This window comes from Polynucleobacter sp. KF022 (assembly GCF_027924105.1).
In the GTDB taxonomy this organism is placed as follows: Bacteria; Pseudomonadota; Gammaproteobacteria; order Burkholderiales; family Burkholderiaceae; genus Polynucleobacter.
On the sequence record NZ_AP026972.1, the window covers coordinates 969827 to 988274 of the forward strand.

The 18448-nt window shown below is 45.4% G+C and carries 21 protein-coding genes and 2 tRNA genes; 8 read left to right on the forward strand and 15 right to left on the reverse strand.

All coding sequences use genetic code 11. The features are described from left to right. Position 1: 1 nt before the first annotated feature. From PKF022_RS05075 to PKF022_RS05090, 4 genes are all read right to left on the reverse strand, one after another. Positions 2 to 1159 (reverse strand): MFS transporter, encoded by a 1158-nt coding sequence (locus PKF022_RS05075; protein ID WP_281776065.1) that lies wholly within the window; start codon positions 1157 to 1159, stop codon positions 2 to 4. Between the two features lie 13 nt (positions 1160 to 1172). Further along, positions 1173 to 2288 carry a chorismate synthase gene (aroC, locus tag PKF022_RS05080; RefSeq protein WP_281776066.1) on the reverse strand — a complete coding sequence of 372 codons (1116 nt, stop codon included), beginning with the start codon at positions 2286 to 2288 and terminating at the stop codon, positions 1173 to 1175. 43 nt (positions 2289 to 2331) lie between these two features. Further along, positions 2332 to 2787, reverse strand: coding sequence for a CBS domain-containing protein (locus PKF022_RS05085; RefSeq protein ID WP_216231843.1), 456 nt, complete (start codon positions 2785 to 2787; stop codon positions 2332 to 2334). Positions 2788 to 2867: 80 nt separating this feature from the next. Further along, positions 2868 to 3716 (reverse strand): YhjD/YihY/BrkB family envelope integrity protein, encoded by an 849-nt coding sequence (locus PKF022_RS05090; RefSeq protein WP_281776067.1) that lies wholly within the window; start codon positions 3714 to 3716, stop codon positions 2868 to 2870. 22 nt (positions 3717 to 3738) lie between these two features. Here PKF022_RS05090 and wrbA point away from each other — a divergent pair, with 22 nt between their 5' ends. The 4 genes from wrbA (at position 3739) to PKF022_RS05110 (ending at position 6441) form a co-directional block, all read left to right on the forward strand. Continuing rightward, positions 3739 to 4347 carry an NAD(P)H:quinone oxidoreductase gene (gene wrbA / locus PKF022_RS05095; RefSeq protein WP_281776068.1) on the forward strand — a complete coding sequence of 203 codons (609 nt, stop codon included), beginning with the start codon at positions 3739 to 3741 and terminating at the stop codon, positions 4345 to 4347. A 17-nt stretch (positions 4348 to 4364) separates the two neighbouring features. Beyond that, the gene (locus PKF022_RS05100) at positions 4365 to 4748 is read left to right on the forward strand and encodes a DUF2069 domain-containing protein (RefSeq protein ID WP_281776069.1); all 384 of its coding nucleotides are present in this window, start codon (positions 4365 to 4367) and stop codon (positions 4746 to 4748) included. Between the two features lie 2 nt (positions 4749 to 4750). Then, positions 4751 to 6166 carry an FAD-binding oxidoreductase gene (locus PKF022_RS05105; protein WP_281776070.1) on the forward strand — a complete coding sequence of 472 codons (1416 nt, stop codon included), beginning with the start codon at positions 4751 to 4753 and terminating at the stop codon, positions 6164 to 6166. A gap of 89 nt (positions 6167 to 6255) precedes the next feature. Further along, complete coding sequence (locus PKF022_RS05110) at positions 6256 to 6441, forward strand: hypothetical protein (protein ID WP_015420997.1); 186 nt, start codon at positions 6256 to 6258, stop codon at positions 6439 to 6441. Positions 6442 to 6501: 60 nt separating this feature from the next. Here the strand turns inward: PKF022_RS05110 and PKF022_RS05115 are convergent, their stop codons facing one another. From PKF022_RS05115 to PKF022_RS05125, 3 genes are read right to left on the reverse strand one after another with little or no spacing between them, the layout of a single operon-like run. After that, positions 6502 to 7395, reverse strand: a complete 894-nt coding sequence (locus PKF022_RS05115) for an alpha/beta hydrolase (protein WP_281777474.1) — start codon at positions 7393 to 7395, stop codon at positions 6502 to 6504. Positions 7396 to 7445: 50 nt separating this feature from the next. Beyond that, positions 7446 to 7709 (reverse strand): hypothetical protein, encoded by a 264-nt coding sequence (locus tag PKF022_RS05120; RefSeq protein ID WP_216231848.1) that lies wholly within the window; start codon positions 7707 to 7709, stop codon positions 7446 to 7448. Positions 7710 to 7718: 9 nt separating this feature from the next. Beyond that, positions 7719 to 8402, reverse strand: a complete 684-nt coding sequence (locus PKF022_RS05125) for a DUF3313 domain-containing protein (protein ID WP_281776071.1) — start codon at positions 8400 to 8402, stop codon at positions 7719 to 7721. A 117-nt stretch (positions 8403 to 8519) separates the two neighbouring features. Between PKF022_RS05125 and PKF022_RS05130 the strand changes: the two genes are divergently transcribed. Further along, positions 8520 to 8654 carry a hypothetical protein gene (locus PKF022_RS05130; RefSeq protein WP_281776072.1) on the forward strand — a complete coding sequence of 45 codons (135 nt, stop codon included), beginning with the start codon at positions 8520 to 8522 and terminating at the stop codon, positions 8652 to 8654. A gap of 247 nt (positions 8655 to 8901) precedes the next feature. Here PKF022_RS05130 and PKF022_RS05135 read toward each other — a convergent pair. Both PKF022_RS05135 and PKF022_RS05140 read right to left on the reverse strand, forming a co-directional pair. Further along, positions 8902 to 8978: transfer RNA gene (locus PKF022_RS05135), tRNA-Arg, on the reverse strand. A gap of 38 nt (positions 8979 to 9016) precedes the next feature. Continuing rightward, a tRNA-Pro gene (locus PKF022_RS05140) sits at positions 9017 to 9093 on the reverse strand. Between the two features lie 60 nt (positions 9094 to 9153). Between PKF022_RS05140 and PKF022_RS05145 the strand changes: the two genes are divergently transcribed. Beyond that, the gene (locus tag PKF022_RS05145) at positions 9154 to 9522 is read left to right on the forward strand and encodes a hypothetical protein (protein WP_281776073.1); all 369 of its coding nucleotides are present in this window, start codon (positions 9154 to 9156) and stop codon (positions 9520 to 9522) included. An 82-nt stretch (positions 9523 to 9604) separates the two neighbouring features. Continuing rightward, the gene (locus PKF022_RS05150; RefSeq protein WP_281776074.1) at positions 9605 to 11701 is read left to right on the forward strand and encodes a TonB-dependent receptor; all 2097 of its coding nucleotides are present in this window, start codon (positions 9605 to 9607) and stop codon (positions 11699 to 11701) included. Between the two features lie 14 nt (positions 11702 to 11715). On the opposite strand, the gene glmM is transcribed toward PKF022_RS05150, so the two are convergent. The 4 genes from glmM to PKF022_RS05170 form a co-directional block, all read right to left on the reverse strand. Next, positions 11716 to 13059, reverse strand: coding sequence for a phosphoglucosamine mutase (gene glmM, locus PKF022_RS05155; RefSeq protein ID WP_281776075.1), 1344 nt, complete (start codon positions 13057 to 13059; stop codon positions 11716 to 11718). A 17-nt stretch (positions 13060 to 13076) separates the two neighbouring features. After that, positions 13077 to 13952: a dihydropteroate synthase gene (gene folP, locus PKF022_RS05160; protein WP_281777475.1), complete on the reverse strand. Its 876-nt coding sequence runs from the start codon at positions 13950 to 13952 to the stop codon at positions 13077 to 13079. 22 nt (positions 13953 to 13974) lie between these two features. Beyond that, entirely contained in the window at positions 13975 to 15852 is a 1878-nt protein-coding gene (gene ftsH, locus PKF022_RS05165) for an ATP-dependent zinc metalloprotease FtsH (protein ID WP_281776076.1), read from the reverse strand. Positions 15853 to 15987: 135 nt separating this feature from the next. After that, positions 15988 to 16662, reverse strand: a complete 675-nt coding sequence (locus PKF022_RS05170) for an RlmE family RNA methyltransferase (protein WP_216231854.1) — start codon at positions 16660 to 16662, stop codon at positions 15988 to 15990. Positions 16663 to 16788: 126 nt separating this feature from the next. On the opposite strand from PKF022_RS05170, the gene PKF022_RS05175 reads away from it, so the two are divergent. Beyond that, positions 16789 to 17415 carry a YhbY family RNA-binding protein gene (locus PKF022_RS05175; protein ID WP_281776077.1) on the forward strand — a complete coding sequence of 209 codons (627 nt, stop codon included), beginning with the start codon at positions 16789 to 16791 and terminating at the stop codon, positions 17413 to 17415. 28 nt (positions 17416 to 17443) lie between these two features. Here PKF022_RS05175 and PKF022_RS05180 read toward each other — a convergent pair whose 3' ends face one another. Together PKF022_RS05180 and greA are read right to left on the reverse strand one after the other, a co-directional pair. Continuing rightward, a complete protein-coding gene (locus PKF022_RS05180) occupies positions 17444 to 17917 on the reverse strand; it encodes a DUF4149 domain-containing protein (RefSeq protein ID WP_281776078.1) in 474 nt (157 codons plus the stop codon). Beyond that, positions 17917 to 18393 carry a transcription elongation factor GreA gene (gene greA / locus PKF022_RS05185; RefSeq protein WP_281776079.1) on the reverse strand — a complete coding sequence of 159 codons (477 nt, stop codon included), beginning with the start codon at positions 18391 to 18393 and terminating at the stop codon, positions 17917 to 17919. The genes PKF022_RS05180 and greA overlap by 1 nt, the downstream gene beginning before the upstream one ends. Between the last annotated feature and the right edge of the window lie 55 nt (positions 18394 to 18448).

The following is an 18448-nucleotide window of genomic DNA, read 5'->3' on the forward strand; positions in this document are numbered from 1 at the left end:
TTTATCTGGCGGGATAACGTCGCGGCCTGAGTTTCTGGATCGCCATGCCCGCCAGTCCACATGCAAATGCGGACATGACAAATACATCTCTGGGCTGAGAAGTCTCCCAAATCCAGCCAGCACACAACCCACCTAAAGTGCCTCCCAAGCCATAGGAGATTGTGGCCATCAAAGCTTGACCTCTTGCCTGTAGAGGGCCTGTAAACCAGCGTTGCAATAATTTGGTAGCAGCGCTATGGTGTGCAGCAAATGTGCCGGCATGCATGATTTGCGCCGCAATCAGGACAGATGTAACGGGTAGAAATGCAATCAAGACAAATCTAATAACACCTATCCCAAATGCAGCTTGCAAAATGACCTCTGCATCTAATCTGCTAAGTACTTTACTTTGGAAGTAAAAGAAGAGAACTTCAGCAGCAACCCCGAGCGCCCAAAAAAGACCTATTTGTAGTTTGTTGTAACCCAGATCAGCAAGATAGAGAGAGTAAAAAACATATAAAGCAGCATGGGCAAAAATCATAAAGAACCCAGACAGCAAAAACCAGCGAACATCAGGATTAAATAGCACTACTAATAGCTCTCCCTTCACCATCTTGCGGCGCTCCATTTTTGGCTCGTGCAGGCAAAAAGTAATGATGGCTAAGGCAAACAGAACAATGGTGCCCACAATGGGGTATAGCTCAATCGACTTGCGCTGAAATAACTCTCCTGCAGCAAGTACCATAACGATAAAGCCGATAGAGCCCCAAAGACGTAGCCTTCCGTAGCGCTTATCGAATGAATTGTCTTTGTATAAAGCATGGATGGTAGCGGATTCGCCAAGAGGCATGAGGCTGCTTAAGATGGTGTGCAGAACAAACATCCATATGAAAAAGCCAATGTAGCCATCTAAAAAATAGATGCAAAGAAAAACGAGAGCAGCTAAACAAGCGCAAAAACGAATAATGCCAATACGATTTGATAGATAGTCTGATAACCAACCCCAAGAAAATGGGCCGACGATTCTGGTGATCTGTAGCATGGACATTAATGCCGCAATCTCGATGACACTAAATCCACGATCAAAAAAGAAGAGGCTCGCATAAGGCGATACCAGACCAACATAGGCGAAATATAAAAAGAAAAAGGACCCGAAGGCCCAGCGAAGTGATGGCGTCATTTAAAAAGCCAAATCAATCGCGAAAAGATCCGGGCTGCGATGCTGGAATGGATGCTGCAGATGCGGGAACATCGGCGCACTGAGCGCGATGACGCAAGGAGTGATCCATTAATACGAGAGCCAACATTGCTTCAGCAATGGGGGTTGCACGAATACCAACACAGGGATCATGACGCCCCTTAGTTTGAACCGTAATCGGATTTCCATTTAAATCCACAGATTGCTTTGGACTCATGATGCTTGAGGTAGGTTTAATTGCGATAGAAACACGCAAATCTTGACCTGTGCTAATGCCACCAAGAGTGCCGCCGGAATTATTCGATGCAAAACCATCTGGATGCAGCTCATCACCATGCTCGCTACCACGTTGAGCAACACATTTAAAGCCGGCGCCGATTTCTACACCTTTCACCGCATTAATTCCCATCATGGCATGCGCAATATCCGCATCCAACTTATCAAATAAAGGCTCACCTAAACCTACGGGAACATTACGTGCGCGAACTTCAATGCGAGCCCCGCAAGAGTCCCCTGCTTTGCGTAATGCATCCATGTAAGTTTCAAGCTGAGGAATCATTTCGGCATTTGCGGCAAAAAACGGATTCTTTTCGATCTCTGCAGCGTCTTTAAATGGGATTTCAAGCTCTCCCAGTTGACTCATATAACCATAGAACACGGTGCCATATTTTTCATGCAGCCATTTTTTGGCAATTGCAGCCGCAGCCACAACTGGGGCTGTCAAGCGTGCTGAAGATCTGCCGCCACCGCGGGGGTCACGAATTCCGTACTTAGATTGATATGCGTAATCTGCATGACCTGGCCTAAAGGTTTGCAAAATATCGCCGTAGTCTTGGCTACGTTGATCGGTGTTACGTATTAACAAAGCAATGGGAGTGCCTGTAGTTTTGCCCTCAAATACTCCAGAAAGAATCTCCACCCTATCTTCTTCTTTGCGCTGAGTAACGTGTCTTGAGGTGCCCGGTTTGCGACGATCCAAATCCAACTGAATATCCGCTTCAGATAGCTGCAAACCTGGAGGACAGCCATCAACAACAGCTCCGATAGCCGGACCGTGGGATTCACCAAAAGTAGTGACAGTAAAAAGGAGGCCTAAAGTATTTCCTGACATACCGACATTATGTCATTTGTCAGAAAATCATGGTCAGAATAGCCTAGGGAGCAGCTTTTTCAGTATCTTCAGGCCAGTCGCGGATATAAGCCTTGAGCATGGTGTTTTCAAAATCCTGGGCTTCCACTACGGATTTTGCAACGTCATAGAAAGAAATCACGCCCATCAACATCTTTTGATCCACTACCGGCAGATACCGAGCGTGGTCTACCAACATCATGCGACGCACTTCATCTATTTCGGTTTCCATATTGCAGGTCAAAGGCTTCTGATTCATTACCGAGCTCACTTGTAATCCCTCAAGCTTGCCATGATGTTTTGCCAAGGCAGCAATAACTTCACGGAAAGTCAGAATTCCAACCAGCTTGTCGTATTCCATTACCACTAAGGAACCAATATCGTGTTCACTCATGACCAGAACCGCAGTTTGCAGGGCTGTATCTGGAGCTACCGTAAAAAGGGTGCTTCCCTTAACGCGCAATATGTCACGAACTTTCATTTGATCTCCAAAAAAACGATGCTGTTATAGGCTCAATATAGACTCAAGACCACTCTGAATCAAGGGTTAAGTAATTGCTTTTAGTAACGAATAACCCTAATGACGCCGCTGCGGATCTCTGGCAAATTAGCCACGAGCACCGCTCCAGTCAAGGTAATCCACCAGGTCATATAAATCCACATCAGCCCCAAAGGGAAAATGGCAAAAGCCCCATATACCGTCTTATAGAAGGCGGTATGACTTAAGAAGATAGCAAAGCCAAATTTCATTAACTCAAAAGCCAACGCTGCTACAAAAGCGCCGGTGAAGGCATCCCGCCATAAAATTTTGGCATATGGGAGGACTTTGTAGACCACTGCATAAACTAGAACGGCCAGGAAGATGGGTGCTATGGTTGCAACTAATTGAAAGCCAAAAGAAATTGCACTGATCCAACCTTCTGATGCGCTAAACAAGACGCCGCTGAGGTAGATGCCAAAGCCCAACAGTATTGGGCCCAGAATTGTTGCTGCACTATAGATCGCAATTTTTTTATGAAGAGGTCGACTAGTAGTGACTTTAAAAATTTGATTAAAGGCACTTTCTATCACAGCTAGGGTCATAATTGTTGTAATGATGAGGCCCGCTAAACCGACAAAAGTTAAGCCTTTTGCCTGAGATGAGAATTGATCCAAGTACACAAAAACTTGTTGATTGATACCACCTGGCATATAGGTATCCAGAAGCCAGGATTTAAAAGCATTCTTTATTTGAATAACGCTTGGCAAATAGCCAATAAGCATGGTCGCTATGGTCACCATGGGAACCATTGATAATGTGGTGGTAAAGGCTAGGCTTGCGGCAATTTGCTTTAAATTTTGACCGCGATTGCGCTCCCAGATCTCTTTTCCAAGAGAGAGCCATAATTGGGGGTTACGAATGAAGCGCATCGCCGTATCATAAGAGATCAATATGAGCCAACCCGATATTTTAGTTTTGTACTACTCCCGTTATGGTGCAACCAAGGACTTGGCGCGCCTAATTGCTGAGGGCATTGAAAGCGTTCCAGGCGTAAATGCCCGGCTAAGAACCGTACCCCCTGTCTCCACTGTTTGCGAAGCAACGGATGCGGCCGTGCCCCAAGATGGCGCTCCTTACGCGGAATATTCAGATTTGCAGGAATGTATAGGCCTTGCCTTAGGCTCACCTACCCGTTTTGGCAACATGGCAGCACCCATGAAATACTTTTGGGATGGCAGCTCATCCGAATGGATGAACGGCGCCTTAATTGGTAAACCAGCCTGTGTATTTACAAGTACTGGTAGCATGCACGGCGGACAAGAAAGTACTCTTTTAACGATGATGATTCCGCTTCTGCATCACGGCATGATGTTGATGGGTATTCCATATAGCGAGCCTGATCTCATGTCTTCAAGTACGGGTGGCAGTCCATATGGTGTTACTCACCTTGCCCATGCCGACGGTCGAGCACCCATTAGCTCTGAAGAACAGCGTCTCGCTAAAGCACAAGGTAAGCGATTGGCTGAAACCGCATTAATGCTCCATCTCAATAAAAAGTAAGGCATGCAAAGCGCATCATGATCCAAAAGATTCTCGATAAAAACCCCTATCAACTGATAGCCACTGCTGCCTTTGTTGACCTATTTATTCTTTGTGTGAGTTGGGAGTGGTTTATCTCTCCCTTGAGACCTGGCGGCTCTTGGTTGATTCTGAAGGGCATCCCCTTGTTGTTTGCTATTCCAGGCCTTTGGAACGGCAAGGTTTATACGATGCAATGGGCCTCGATGTTGATCTTGCTCTATGTCACCGAAGGCTTAGTTCGTATTTTAGAAACAGGCGCTAACTTTTGGCTTGCTGTTCTTGAAACCGCTCTTGCTACAACTGGCTTTGTTTGCTTATTGATGTATCTAAAGCCAATCAAAAAAGAGGCTAAAGCACTGAAAAAGCGTAATGCAGAATAAAAATGCAAGCCTTCATCGAACACCTATCTAAGATTCTTGAACAAAGATACATCCTGACTCAGGATGAAGATAAGGCGCCTTATCTCACCGATTGGCGCAAGCGCTATATAGGCAAGGCTTTAGCAGTTCTGTTGCCAAGCACTAGCGATGAAGTTGCAGCTATCGTCAAATTATGCGCACAGAACCAAGTTGCACTTGTCCCACAAGGCGGTAACACCGGCTTCTGTGGCGGCGCCACTCCTGACAATAGCGGGAAGCAAGTCGTCCTTAATCTTAAACGGATGAATCAAATCCGTGAGATTGATATTGCCAACCAAACAATCACGATTGAAGCAGGATGTATCTTGCGGGCGCTCCAAGAAAAAGCTCTTGAACATGGTTTTTTATTTCCACTCAGTCTTGGTGCCGAGGGGAGTTGCATGATTGGTGGCAACTTAGCAACTAATGCAGGTGGCACTAATGTGCTGCGATATGGCAATGCACGAGACCTCTGCCTAGGGCTTGAAGTGGTAACAGCTAAGGGTGAAATTTGGAATGGCATTAAAGGCCTACGTAAAGATAACACTGGCTATGACTTGCGTGACTTATTCATTGGCTCCGAAGGCACTTTAGGCATCATTACGGCCGCCGTAATGAAGTTGTATCCCCTGCCCGTTTCTCAGTGGACAACGTTGGTTGCATGCGAAAATATTGCCTCCACTATTACGCTGCTAAACCTATTCCAAAAAAGGGCAAGCTCTTTGCTGACAGGCTTTGAGATGATGACCCGTGAATCGTTAGATTTAAATGAAAAACATTTTCCGCACATGGCAAATCCACTTCAAGGTAATTCGCCGTTTACCGTCTTGATTGAATTATCAGATCACGAAAGTGAGGAGCATGTAAGACAACTCCTTGAAACTATTTTGGAAGAAGCATTTGAGGTGAAGCTCATCAGCAATGCTGTCATTGCCAGCAATCTAACTCAAGCAAACACCTTTTGGCACATGCGCGAACACATTACATTAGCGCAAGCTGAGGAAGGTGCTAATTTGAAGCATGACATCACCATCCCTCTTTCCTCATTGGATAGTTTTATTCAGCAGACGGACGCCTTAATGCGGGACAAGTTTCCTGGTGTCAGAATCATTAATTTTGGACATTTAGGCGATGGCAATCTTCACTACAACATCGCCCCGCCTTTGGGAGTAGATCCTAAAATCTTCAATGAAACGAACGAAAGACAGATACACGAACTGGTTTATGGCCAAGTAGAGCGCTGTAAGGGCTCTATTTCTGCTGAGCACGGGGTTGGTCAGCTTAAATTGGACGGTCTAAGGGCACATAAGGGAGAAGTTGCCCACGAGCTGATGAGGGCCCTTAAAACCGCTTTAGACCCTCAAAATATCCTCAATCCACACAAAGTGGTGTCCATTTAAAGAAATTACCTCTTTTCTGTTAAATATTTTGTAATTCCTGTCATCTCGCCGCCTTTTCAATGCGTTGTATGGTCATGGAGGTGACAAATATGTCAACAAGACTCAAACGTTGGGCCCGCGCAATTCAGCAGATAGACTTGTCCAAAAGGACGCCTGAAGTCGCTATAGGCTATTTGGATAGCAAATACCGCGATATTGCTTGGCGTTATATCCGCATCCTAGGCTTTGAACGCACTATCAGCTTCATGGCTAGTAATAATTTTCACCCAGAGTGATTAAAAAAACCCTAAATAGTTGATTTACTTAGGGTTTTTTGTAGTAGTGCTTCTAGTGCATTAAGCAAAGAATTTCCTGGTTTCAGCCAGCAGCTGGTCTGGGACCTCCTCAGGAATGTAGTGGCCACTGGGGACCGCTTTTCCAGTTACGTCAGATGCTACTTGCATCCAATCATCCAACGGCTTAAAGCACTGATTGACCAATCCGTACTCCCCCCAAAGAACCCTTATCGGTATTGTTAATTGACTACCTGCAGCTCGATCTGCACGATCGTGCACAAGGTCAATTGAAGCTGCTGCTCGATAGTCTTCACACATAGCATGCATGCTCTCTGAATTGCTTGCACCAGCTAAATATTCAGCCCAGTGATCTACAGAAAAGATACCCGTTCCAGCATGGCGACCCATATGATTTTTTAACCAAAATTCTGGATTTGCCCTGATCATAGCTTCAGGAATTGGCTCCGGCTGTATTAAGAAAAACCAGTGCCAGTACCCCTTGGCAAATGCCATAGTGGTTTTCTCATACATTGCCAGCGTAGGGGAAATATCTAAAACCATTAGACGAAGCACGCTTTCTGGGTAATCCATTGCCAATCGATGAGAAACACGTCCACCCCTATCGTGACCAAGCAAGAAAAATTGATTGAATCCTAGCGACTTCATTAAGGCATGCTGATCAGCTGCCATAGATCTTTTTGAATAAGTAGAGTGATCAGCTTTTCCATGGGGCTTAGATGAGGCACCGTACCCCCTAAGATCCGCAGCAATCACTGTAAAGTTTTTTGCTAATTCGGGAGCGACCTGACTCCAGATTGCTTTAGTTTGCGGGAAACCATGCAGAAGCAATAATGGCGGGCCACTCCCACCAATTAAATAAGCAATTTCAATTGGCCCATCATCAGACTGAACGGTTACTATATTTTCAGTAAACCCCGGAAAAGAAATAGACATCATTCACCTAATAAAAAAGAGCCTTCAAAGAGGCTCTTATCACTATCGACTTACCTATCAGCCATTGCTTGAATTTCAGCGACCGTTACGTAACCCTTTTTTGACGAATCAATGTAACTGAAATGACTATAAACGCGAGGCATGCAACCTTTAGCCTCTTCGGGAGTTAACTTCCCATCTTTATTGGTATCGCACTTTGCAAAGCGTGCCGCAATTTCCTTATTGCGAGATGCTTCATCCGCCACGGCCAATGAAGATAATGTTATCAATGAACAAAAGCCAATAAAAATAGATGTCTTAAAAAGCCTCATCATCGGATCGCCTTACTGACCCGTTGGGGTTGGATTGGCTGATGTCTCAAGCGCTGAACGAACCACCTTTTTTGCCATCGCAATAAATGAATCCACTGATCCAGAGCTTGTACGGAATGATTCACCTTGGACGGTGATTAAGCCCTCACCCAATAATTGCTTTGTTTGACTATCAGTAATCTTGCTCTCGACTAATAGTGCTGGCGTTTTAGAATTGACGCCGCCAGCATAAGCTGCTGCATTCATGGCCAAACCAATCGGCGTGAGATTCCAAGGTTGCAAACTATCTGCCGAACTTTCCGCCCCCGTAATACCAACGGAGATACGAGCAACACCAGGGCCAGGTTTAGTCACGATACGAATATTACCGCGTGCATTGACTGCTTCAACCATAGAGTCTTGTAAAGCTGCTTTTGCTTTGTTGATAACTTCGAGGCTTACGTCCTTAGTGGCGTTTTGGTTCAAATAAATGGGGTCCAAAATCACTGCTGTATAGACGCCTGGGTTAGCACCAGAAACGCGATATCTCCATATGCGAGTATCTTTTTCACTTGTCGCCATCGGCACTAATAAATTGTAGTCAGGCAAGAAACCGGATCTTGGCATTGACTCTGTAGCTAATTTGGGTGCATTGCTGCAAGCTACCAAAGCAATTGCTGCGACCAAAGAGGCCAACGCTAAATTCAGTTTTTTCATAGTAGTTCCCGGGTATTAAGTAAATGGTGACTGGCAATAAGAAACATCATACCTATTTCAAATCAGTCAGGCGAAGGACAAGGCAAAGCACCGCCCGTTTTTTTATGAATCCGGGGTTTGCAATCCGTTGCTGATGGGGCTAGCTTAGATGCGGTGGCAGGTGCACTGGAATCAACGGGTAATGGCGGCTTATTAGATGAATTATTTACAGCAGTAGATGGCGCAGCTGGAACTATACCTGCCGCCCTATAAAAGGCATTGTCCGATCCAGGGCACGGCATTAGAGCACCTGTCTTTGGATTTATAACATCCTTGCAATGGGGATTCGCTTCAAGTCTTGCCTCTAATTTAGCGGCAGAGCAAGCTGAAAGGATCATAGCAATAATTAGGGCTAAGCTGGAGCCGACTAAAGGTATCTTCATTAGTACATTCTAAGTTACGACTTACGCTTTAAAAGCGTGATAGGCCGCAATCTAGGGCATACCGTGAAATGAAGAATTGGCCTGCCCAGCACGATTCGAACGTGCGACCTACGCCTTAGAAGGGCGTTGCTCTATCCAGCTGAGCTATAGGCAGTGAGTACTGGGACTGAAAATCGTAAAACTAAGAGAAAGTGGTCGGAGTACAAGGATTCGAACCTTGGACCCCCTGCTCCCAAAGCAGGTGCGCTACCAGGCTGCGCTACACTCCGACGGAATCGATATTCTACACCGAGAGGGCTATTGCAGGCAAATCCTGTAAGATTCGTGCCATGAGTGCCTATTTTTCAAGCAAATTTACAAAGCAAATACAAGTTGCGCTAAGCGTAGCCTTGCTGGTTCTTTGCTTGCTTGGCACTCGCTGGGTTGGCCTTGCACATCACATTTCTCATGCTCATGTGCACAGCCAAACTGAAGCAAGCTCAGTTGCTGTGGATGCCTTTTCATCAGCAAATCATAGCTCAGATGTGTGTCATTTATTTGATGCCCTAACGCTAGCTGGATTCATTGGATCTGATCCAGCTTCCTCGATTGTCTATAACAATGTTTCTGAGCAATCAAGCACATTCAATAGCGCATTCATTTCTATAGCTCGCATTGAAAACTATCAATCGAGAGCGCCACCCATCCTTCTTTCATAAATCAATATAGCGTCTAGTTTTAATAGCTAGTCAAGGATTTATTTGCGCCATTGATTTGGCTGCAAGCATTGAAGGATTTCAAATGAAGTGTAAAAAAATATTTAAGCCGCGAGTAATTTGCGTCTTAATTTCTAGTCTATGCAGCTCTTTTGCGTTTGCTCAAAATCAAACACCAAGCCTTGAGATAACTGCTACTGGCAGCCAGGAAGCAACGCAAAGTATTTTGACCCCAACTAAGATTCTTCAGGGGGACGAGCTGGCGAATAAATTGGGTAGCACTTTGGGTGCAACCCTCGCAAATGAGCTTGGCGTTTCTGCTACTGGCTACGGGGCTGGCTCATCTAGACCAGTGATTCGAGGTCTCGAAGGTTCCCGTGTGCAAATTCTGCAAAATGGATTGTCCGTAGGTGATGTATCTAATATCTCTCAAGATCATGCCGTTGGTAACAATATGCAAAACGCGCATCAGGTTGAAATTTTGCGCGGTGCCGCCGCCCTCCTCTACGGCTCTGGATCGAGCGGTGGTTTAGTTAATGTGGTGAATGATCGCATTTTGACCAACCTCCCAGATCGCCCAACTGGAGCAATTAATACCAGTTATGAGACCGTTAATAATGGTAGAGCTGGATCTTTGGAGGTTGATGGCGCAATTGGATCAGTCGCTATTCATGTAGATACGGCCATTAATAACGCTAATAACTATTCAATACCTGGTAGCTCAACGCAATCACAAGGCGAACCTCCTGGTGGGTGGACAGTTCCCCCAGAAGGCAATGGCGGGAATAACTACACAGGCAAGCTACCCAATACTTATAGCAATCAAAACAATCTAGGTTTTGGTGTTTCATATATCGGCAAATCCGGATATACCGGCGTATCTGTTGAGCGGCTAAATAATAACTACGGCATACCCACTCCTGAGGGTGGATCAATCAATCAGTCGCAAAATCGCTATGATTTGCAACACGAAACACGCGACCCCTTTAGCGGATTTTCTTCCTTTAAATTTAGTGCGGCTAATACTAATTACAACCATACAGAATTTACTAATACTGGTGAAGCTGCTTCACTTTGGAAAAACATTGCCAATGAAGCCCGGGTTGAGTTAACTCATAATCCTATCTTTGGTTGGAAAGGCACATTTGGCGCACAAGTTACCGCTGCATCTTTGAACGCATCCGAAGTCGGCACTGGAAGCTATGCGATTGTTCCGCCTACCAAAACCAATTCGAATGCCCTATTTTGGATTGAGGAAGGCAAATGGAATAGCCTACAAGGCAGCTTAGGTCTGCGTTATAACAACGTCGCTCAAAACCCGAATACCGGAACGGCACTAGAGGCACAAGATACGACTGCTGGCACCCTTACCCCACAAATTACATTACAAAACCGTAACTTCAATTTGATGTCCTATTCCGCAGGTGGCTTGTGGAATTTTATTCAAGGCCATGGTTTGGGTGTCGCCTATACAGTGTCGCAACGTGCACCTAGCGCTCAGGAACTATATTCATACGGTGCTCATGAATCTACGGCAACATTTGATATTGGTAATCCTAATTTAAGCAAAGAAGTCTCTCATAATCTCGAGTTCAATTTTCAAAAGAGTATTGGAATACTTCGTAGCAAAGTGAGCGTTTACGCTAATCGCTTTAATAACTATATCTATGGCTACTACACTGGCAACGCTATTAACAATGGCGGTCAGGAAGGAGATGGATTTAGTGTTGTCACCGCCCAGCAAGCTGCAGCGACTATTAAAGGCATTGAGGGTGAATTGACCTATAACTGGCGTGAACAAGGGCTTGGTGGAAGAGTCTTTGGTGATGCCTCTCAGGGTACCTTTGATGCTGGTGGAAACTTGCCGCTGCAGCCAGCACCTCGCCTAGGCGCCGAGATCGCTCATCAAAAAAATGGTTGGCTAACGAATGCTAGCTACATCTACAGCTATCAACAAAATCGGTTGGCAAGTTGGGAACAGGGGCCTGCGCCAAGTTACAACCTATTAAATGCTGGAATCTCTTACACAGAAAAGATTCAACAAGTAAATTGGACTGTATATCTGAATATGAAAAATCTGCTCAATGAACAAATACGCTATGCAACCACTCCAATGGCTGTGAGGCTTTATGCCCCTCAACCAGGAAGAAGTTTCATGGTTGGACTAAGGGGTACGTTCTAAATATGTGTGGCGTATTAAGCCGTAGGTACTAAGTCTGCAATGCTCTTGGCAGCGCTCATGGCAACAGCGCCGTCCTTAGTCTCTACCATCACCCTCAAAAGTGGCTCGGTGCCAGAGGCGCGAATCAAGACTCTGCCAATGTCTTTAAGATTATTTTCTACCTGAGCGATTTGTTTTTTGAGGGACTCATCAGATTTCCAGTCATAACCAGGCATAAATTTCACATTTAAAAGAACCTGCGGGAAAATAGAGACCGCCGCTAACAATTGCGCGAGACTTTTTTGGGACTGACTCATTACAGTTAATATTTGTAAAGCAGCAATGGTGCCGTCCCCTGTCGAATGACGATCCAGGCAGAGCAAGTGGCCTGAGCCCTCACCCCCTACATGCCAGCCATTCTTTTTAAGCAGCTCTAATACATAACGATCACCCACATTAGCACGTTCAAAGCCAATGCCAAGATCTATAATTGCATTTTCAATAGCAAGATTGGTCATCAATGTCCCAACTACTCCGCCAATTTGCTCTCCACGATCTGCTCGGTCTTTTGCAAGTACATAAAGCAATTCATCGCCATTGAATAATCTGCCGGTTGCATCAACCATTTGCAGGCGATCAGCATCTCCATCTAATGCAATTCCAATGTCCGCTTTGACTTCCTGTACTTTGGCAATTAAGGCGGCTGGTGCTGTGGCGCCACAGCCATCATTGATGTTGCGTCCATCTGGATGAACGCCAATTGAGATGACTTCAGCGCCTAGCTCATGGAACACATGAGGGGCTGTATGGTATGCCGCACCATTGGCGCAATCCACCACGATTCTGATTCCCTTGAGATTGAGATCGCTCGGAACGGTAGATTTACAAAACTCGATATATCGACCTGCAGCATCATCTAAGCGAAAGGCTTTGCCTAAATCTTGGGAACTAACGCAGCCTATTGGACTTTCCAACTCTTTCTCGATAGCGAACTCAAAATCGTCCGAAAATTTATCTCCATCTGCAGAGAAAAATTTAATGCCGTTATCTTGATAAGGATTGTGCGAGGCTGAAATAACTAAACCAGCGGTTAATCGCAATGCTCTTGTTAGATAAGCAACACCAGGTGTTGGTATAGGGCCGCAAAGCATCACATCCACACCAGCAGCAGCGAAGCCAGCCTCTAGTGCTGCCTCTAATAAATAACCAGATACTCGGGTATCTTTGCCAATGAGAACCTTGCAACGTTCACCAGGCTTTGCATTGCGAGTTAATACTTTGCCAGCTGCATATCCAAGACGAGTCATGAATTCTGGAACGATAGGAAATTGTCCCACCTCTCCACGGATGCCATCGGTTCCAAAGTATTGTTTTTTCATGAGAGTAATTATAAAACTTAGATCGATATACCCAGTTGAACCGCTTCCCAGAGCTTTAAAGCATCCACCGTCTCAGCGACATCGTGAACTCTCACAATTTTGGCGCCTCGATCTGCCGCTATAATTGCTGCTACAACGCTTGGGGCCACCCGCTCATTGGTATCTTTGCCAGTAATTTTCCCGATCATGGATTTACGAGAAATGCCTGCCAGCACAGGTAGACCCAATGTTGAAAAATCAGCAAAGTTTGCCAACATATTAAGGTTGTGCCCTAAGCTTTTGCCAAAACCAAAGCCGGGGTCAATGGCAATGCGATCCCTCTGAATTCCTGAGGATGCCAATACATTGACTTGATCCAGTAAGAACTTTTTTACCTCTGCGATCACATCTTTGTATTCTGGATTAAATTGCATCGTGAGAGGATCACGTTGCATATGCATCAATACAATGCCGCAGCATTCACTCTCTAAAACGGCTTCTACAGCACCAGCTTGTCTGAGTGCCCAAATATCATTGACGCAATCAACGCCAGCATGGAGCGCTTGGCGCATGGTTTCTGACTTGTAGGTATCAATCGATAGTGGGACACCGCAATCTTTGAGGGCCTCAATGACCGGCAGCACTCGATCCAACTCTTCTTGCAGTCCAACTGGTTCAGCGCCAGGCCTGGTCGATTCACCACCAATATCAATTAGATCAACTCCGTCGGCAAGCATGCGCTCCGCTTTCGCCACTGCATCCTTGGGGGTTCGAAATTGACCACCATCTGAGAATGAATCAGGAGTGGCATTCAGAATGCCCATCACGACCGGGCGCTGACGTTTAGTAAAGTCAAAAAGAAAACGCCCACAACGCCATGTTGTGGGCAGAGATTGATGACTTTGATGTGACATCAAAGGCTAAAGCTATTCCTAATTATGCAGTTGCCGGTGCGCTGCCAGTAGCAGGGCCAGGCGTACCTGCGGAATTGCCAAATTGGGTCGCTGGTGGAGGTTTAGGTGACCGTGGCGGACGGCCTTCCATGATGTCAGTGATCTGCTCAGCATCAAGAGTCTCCCACTCAAGCAATGCTGCAACCATAGCTTCAACCTTGTCACGGTTTTGCTCTAGGATCGATCTTGCTAAAGCGTATTGACTGTCAATTAATGTACGAATTTCTGCATCCACTTTTTGTTGAGTTAATTCAGAAACAGTCTTAGTGCTATTGCGACCAAAAATACTTTCAGATTCAGTATCAACATAAACCATCGTGCCTAAGCTATCACTCATGCCATAACGCGTAACCATGTCCCGCGCCATCTTAGTGGCACGTTCAAAGTCATTGGATGCGCCAGTACTCATGGAATTGAGAAATACCTCCTCAGCAGCACGACCACCAAACAGAATAGCCAACTCCTCCAACATGCGATCCTTATATAGGTTCACACGATCAAATTCAGGTAACTGCCAAGTGACGCCCAAAGCCATACCGCGAGGCATGATGGTGACCTTATGAACGGGGTCCGCTTTAGGCAATACCTTGGCAACAACAGCGTGGCCGGACTCGTGATAAGCAGTATTGCGACGCTCTTCTTCGCGCATAACGGCAGACTTGCGCTCCGGACCCATATAAATCTTATCTTTAGCGTCTTCAAAGTCCTTCATGTCGACAGAACGTTTATTGCGACGCGCAGCAAACAATGCGGCTTCATTAACTAAGTTTGCTAAATCAGCTCCAGAGAAACCAGGGGTGCCACGAGCTAAGACAGCTGCATTCACATCCGGATCAATAGGAACCTTGCGCATGTGCACTTGCAAGATCTGCTCACGACCACGAATGTCAGGTAAGCCAACATGCACTTGACGATCGAAACGGCCAGGACGCAACAATGCTTTATCCAATACGTCCGAGCGGTTGGTAGCAGCAACTACGATCACACCGCTATTGCTTTCAAAGCCATCCATCTCAACCAACATTTGATTCAATGTTTGTTCGCGCTCATCATTGCCACCGCCCATACCGGCGCCGCGATGACGCCCTACCGCATCAATCTCATCAATAAAGATGATGCAAGGAGAATTTTTCTTAGCGTTTTCGAACATATCGCGTACACGAGATGCACCAACACCAACGAACATTTCAACGAAATCAGATCCAGAAATAGAGAAGAATGGAACTTTTGCTTCGCCCGCAATAGCACGCGCTAAAAGGGTCTTACCAGTACCCGGAGGGCCTACCAGCAATACACCATGCGGAATACGTCCACCCAGTTTTTGAAATTTCTGAGGATCTTTTAAGAAGTCAACCAACTCAAAGACTTCTTCTTTGGCTTCATCACATCCGGCAACATCTGCAAAAGTGACTGTGTTGCTATTTTCATCAATCAAGCGAGCTTTTGATTTACCAAAAGAGAATGCTCCACCTTTGCCACCACCCTGCATTTGGCGCATCATGAAAAACCAGAAGCCAATGATTAAGAGTGTTGGTCCTAAATAGTACAAAGCCGAAACCAACATATTGGGTTCATCATCAGCTTTACCGGTAACCTGAACGCCGTATTTCATCAGATCGCCAACCATCCAGATATCACCTGGAGAGATGATGGAATATTTAGCGCCATCAGCAGGCGTCACTTGCAATGTGCGACCTTGCACATCAACGCGCTTAACTTTTCCTGCTTTTGCGTCATCCATGAATTGGGAATACGTAACCTGATTCTGGTCCTTAGGCTTATCAAACTGCTTAAAAACAGTAAAAAGCACTAAGCCCACAATGAGCCACACACCGATTTTTTGGAACATATTGCTGTTCAAAATGAGTCCTTTTCTGGGTTGAACCAGGAGTTAAAGCAAATCGCTTCCTAAGTATTTGATTCTACTACCAGCCTTTTTCAAGAGCTATTGGCATATTTATTTAATAAACCCCCTATAAATTGGGGTTTTTAGAGCTTATTTTGGCTGCTTGAGGTTTCTACCCAAAAGGAATATCTCCGAAGAGCGGGCTCTTGAGGCCTTGGGCTTGCGGGAGGCCACTGTTTTAAAGACCTTTTTAAAAGACTCTACAATTTGACTATAGCCACTACCGTTAAAGCACTTAATCAATAACGCACCTTCTGGCTTCAAATGAGACACAGCAAAATCCAAGGCTATTTCAGCTAAAAAGGCCATTCTGGCGGCATCAGCCACACCAACACCTGATAAGTTGGGAGCCATATCTGATAGAACCAAATCAACCTTGCCTTGGGCGTCCTTTGGTAGTAAGGCCTCTAGGGCTGCGAGCCCCTCATCTTCACGAAAATCGCCCTGAATAAAGCTGACGTCAGCTATATCCTCCATAGGCAAAATATCAATAGCAATAATCTGTCCATCTGGTTTGCCAGATTCAATGCTTGGATTGCTTTTACCCAATTCAGTTAGACGATTGCGAGCGTACTGAGACCAGCTCCCTGGAGCGCTCCCCAAGTCGACAATGGTCATGCCTGCTTTGATGAGGTGATCTTGCTCGTCAATTTCACTAAGCTTATAAACCGCTCTAGCGCGATAGCCCTCTTTCTGAGCCATCTTCACGTAGGGATCGGTTAGGTGATCCTGCAACCAACTTTTATTAAATTTATTCTTTGCCACAACTTACCCACTTTCGCCTGCTATTTTCCTAGTTTCTGTCGTCTAAAGCAAAAGGAATTAAGAAAAATAGCCACAAATTAGCTGTAATAAGCCGATTTTTATAATGAATGCTCTATCATCGAGGCCATGACTGCACTCATCCTTACCCCCGCACAACGTAAATCTCTCAAAGCTGACGCACATGACCTCAATCCAGTGGTGATGATCGGCGGCGATGGCTTAACTCCTGCTGTGATTAAAGAAGCAAAACTCGCCATTAATCACCATGGCCTTATCAAGATTCGTGTTTTTGGAGATGACCGTGATGCGCGTGCTGCGATTTATGAAGAGCTTTGCGATAAATTGGATGCTGCACCAGTTCAACATATCGGCAAATTGCTCGTACTTTGGAAACCAAAGGATGCTATTGATGAAGCCTTTAGCAATCTAGGTCGCTCCAGCAAGCAAACCAAAAAATCATTACAAGCACCACGCACTAAGCGCCAGCCAAATCGCACTGTCACTAAAACAGGTGTTCGTACTAGCACATCAGAACGGTCTGATCGTCGCTCTGCTTCAAATAAATCACCTTTTGAACGAGCCGCTGCTGTGAAGAAAGCAACACCGAAGAAAAGAGTTTTGCGCTCCGAAGCTGCAGAGTCAAAGATTGGCTGGTCTTCACCAGGCTATAGAAAGGCTGCTGCTGCTCCAGCACCAATTAAGAAGCGTAAAGTCCGCATGAGTAGTGCCAAGAAAAAATCTTTGGGCTCATAAGAATTCTTTTAATTGATTAAAAACGCCGCTAGTCGGCGTTTTTTGTTGCTCGCCACACCAAGGCAATACCCAATATAGCTTGGAGCATATAGATCGCACTTGAAACACCGTGCAACCGGCTAAAAAGAACGGCATAGGTAGATTCACGGACTGATAAGCCTAAATATAGAGCTTGATCTCTTAGGGAATTCATCCAGGGAATAATGATGAATGCCGCACTAATGGCACACGCCAGCATACCCAACAATATCCAGCGTGAAACTCGATAATAGGATCGGCCAAGGCGTACAAAATGATTGGCCATCAGCATCAAAATAATACTGGTGAGAACGCTAATATAAGCAGTTGATTTAAATAAGTTGGCAGCAACCATTCCTGCCACTTGTCGATCTCCCAAGCTGGAAAAGAGAATGGGAACAACCAAGAATCCAATGGTCAATAAACCACCAACCCAGAGACCTGCAATTAAACTAAAAATTCTCTGAGTTGCCAAAGAAAGCATCAGACGTAACGCACTGCCAATATTTCTACTTCACGATTGCCGCCAGGAGCCTGCACAGCAACAACATCGCCCTCTTCTTTGCTAATTAAAGCTCGGGCAATTGGAGAGCTAATAGAAATTTTGTTTAAGGCAATATCAGCCTCATCATCGCCAACAATTTGATATGTCAGCTTAGTGCCATCTTCAAGATCTTCCAGATCAACAGTAGCGCCAAAGACCACACGACCAGAGACATCAAGAGAAGCAGGATCGATTACCTGTGCAGCAGATAGCTTGCCCTCTAACTCTTGAATACGCCCTTCAATAAAGCCTTGCTTTTCTTTAGCGGCATCATATTCAGCATTCTCAGAAAGATCACCTTGAGCTCTTGCCTCAGAGATGGCGATGATAACTGCTGGACGCTCAATATGCTTTAAACGGTGCAGCTCTTCTTTGAGAAGCTCTGCACCGCGTTTGGTAATTGGAATTGTGCTCATGCTACTAACCTAACCTAAATTCTTGCGCAAAATTACGCATACAAGAGTTGATTTT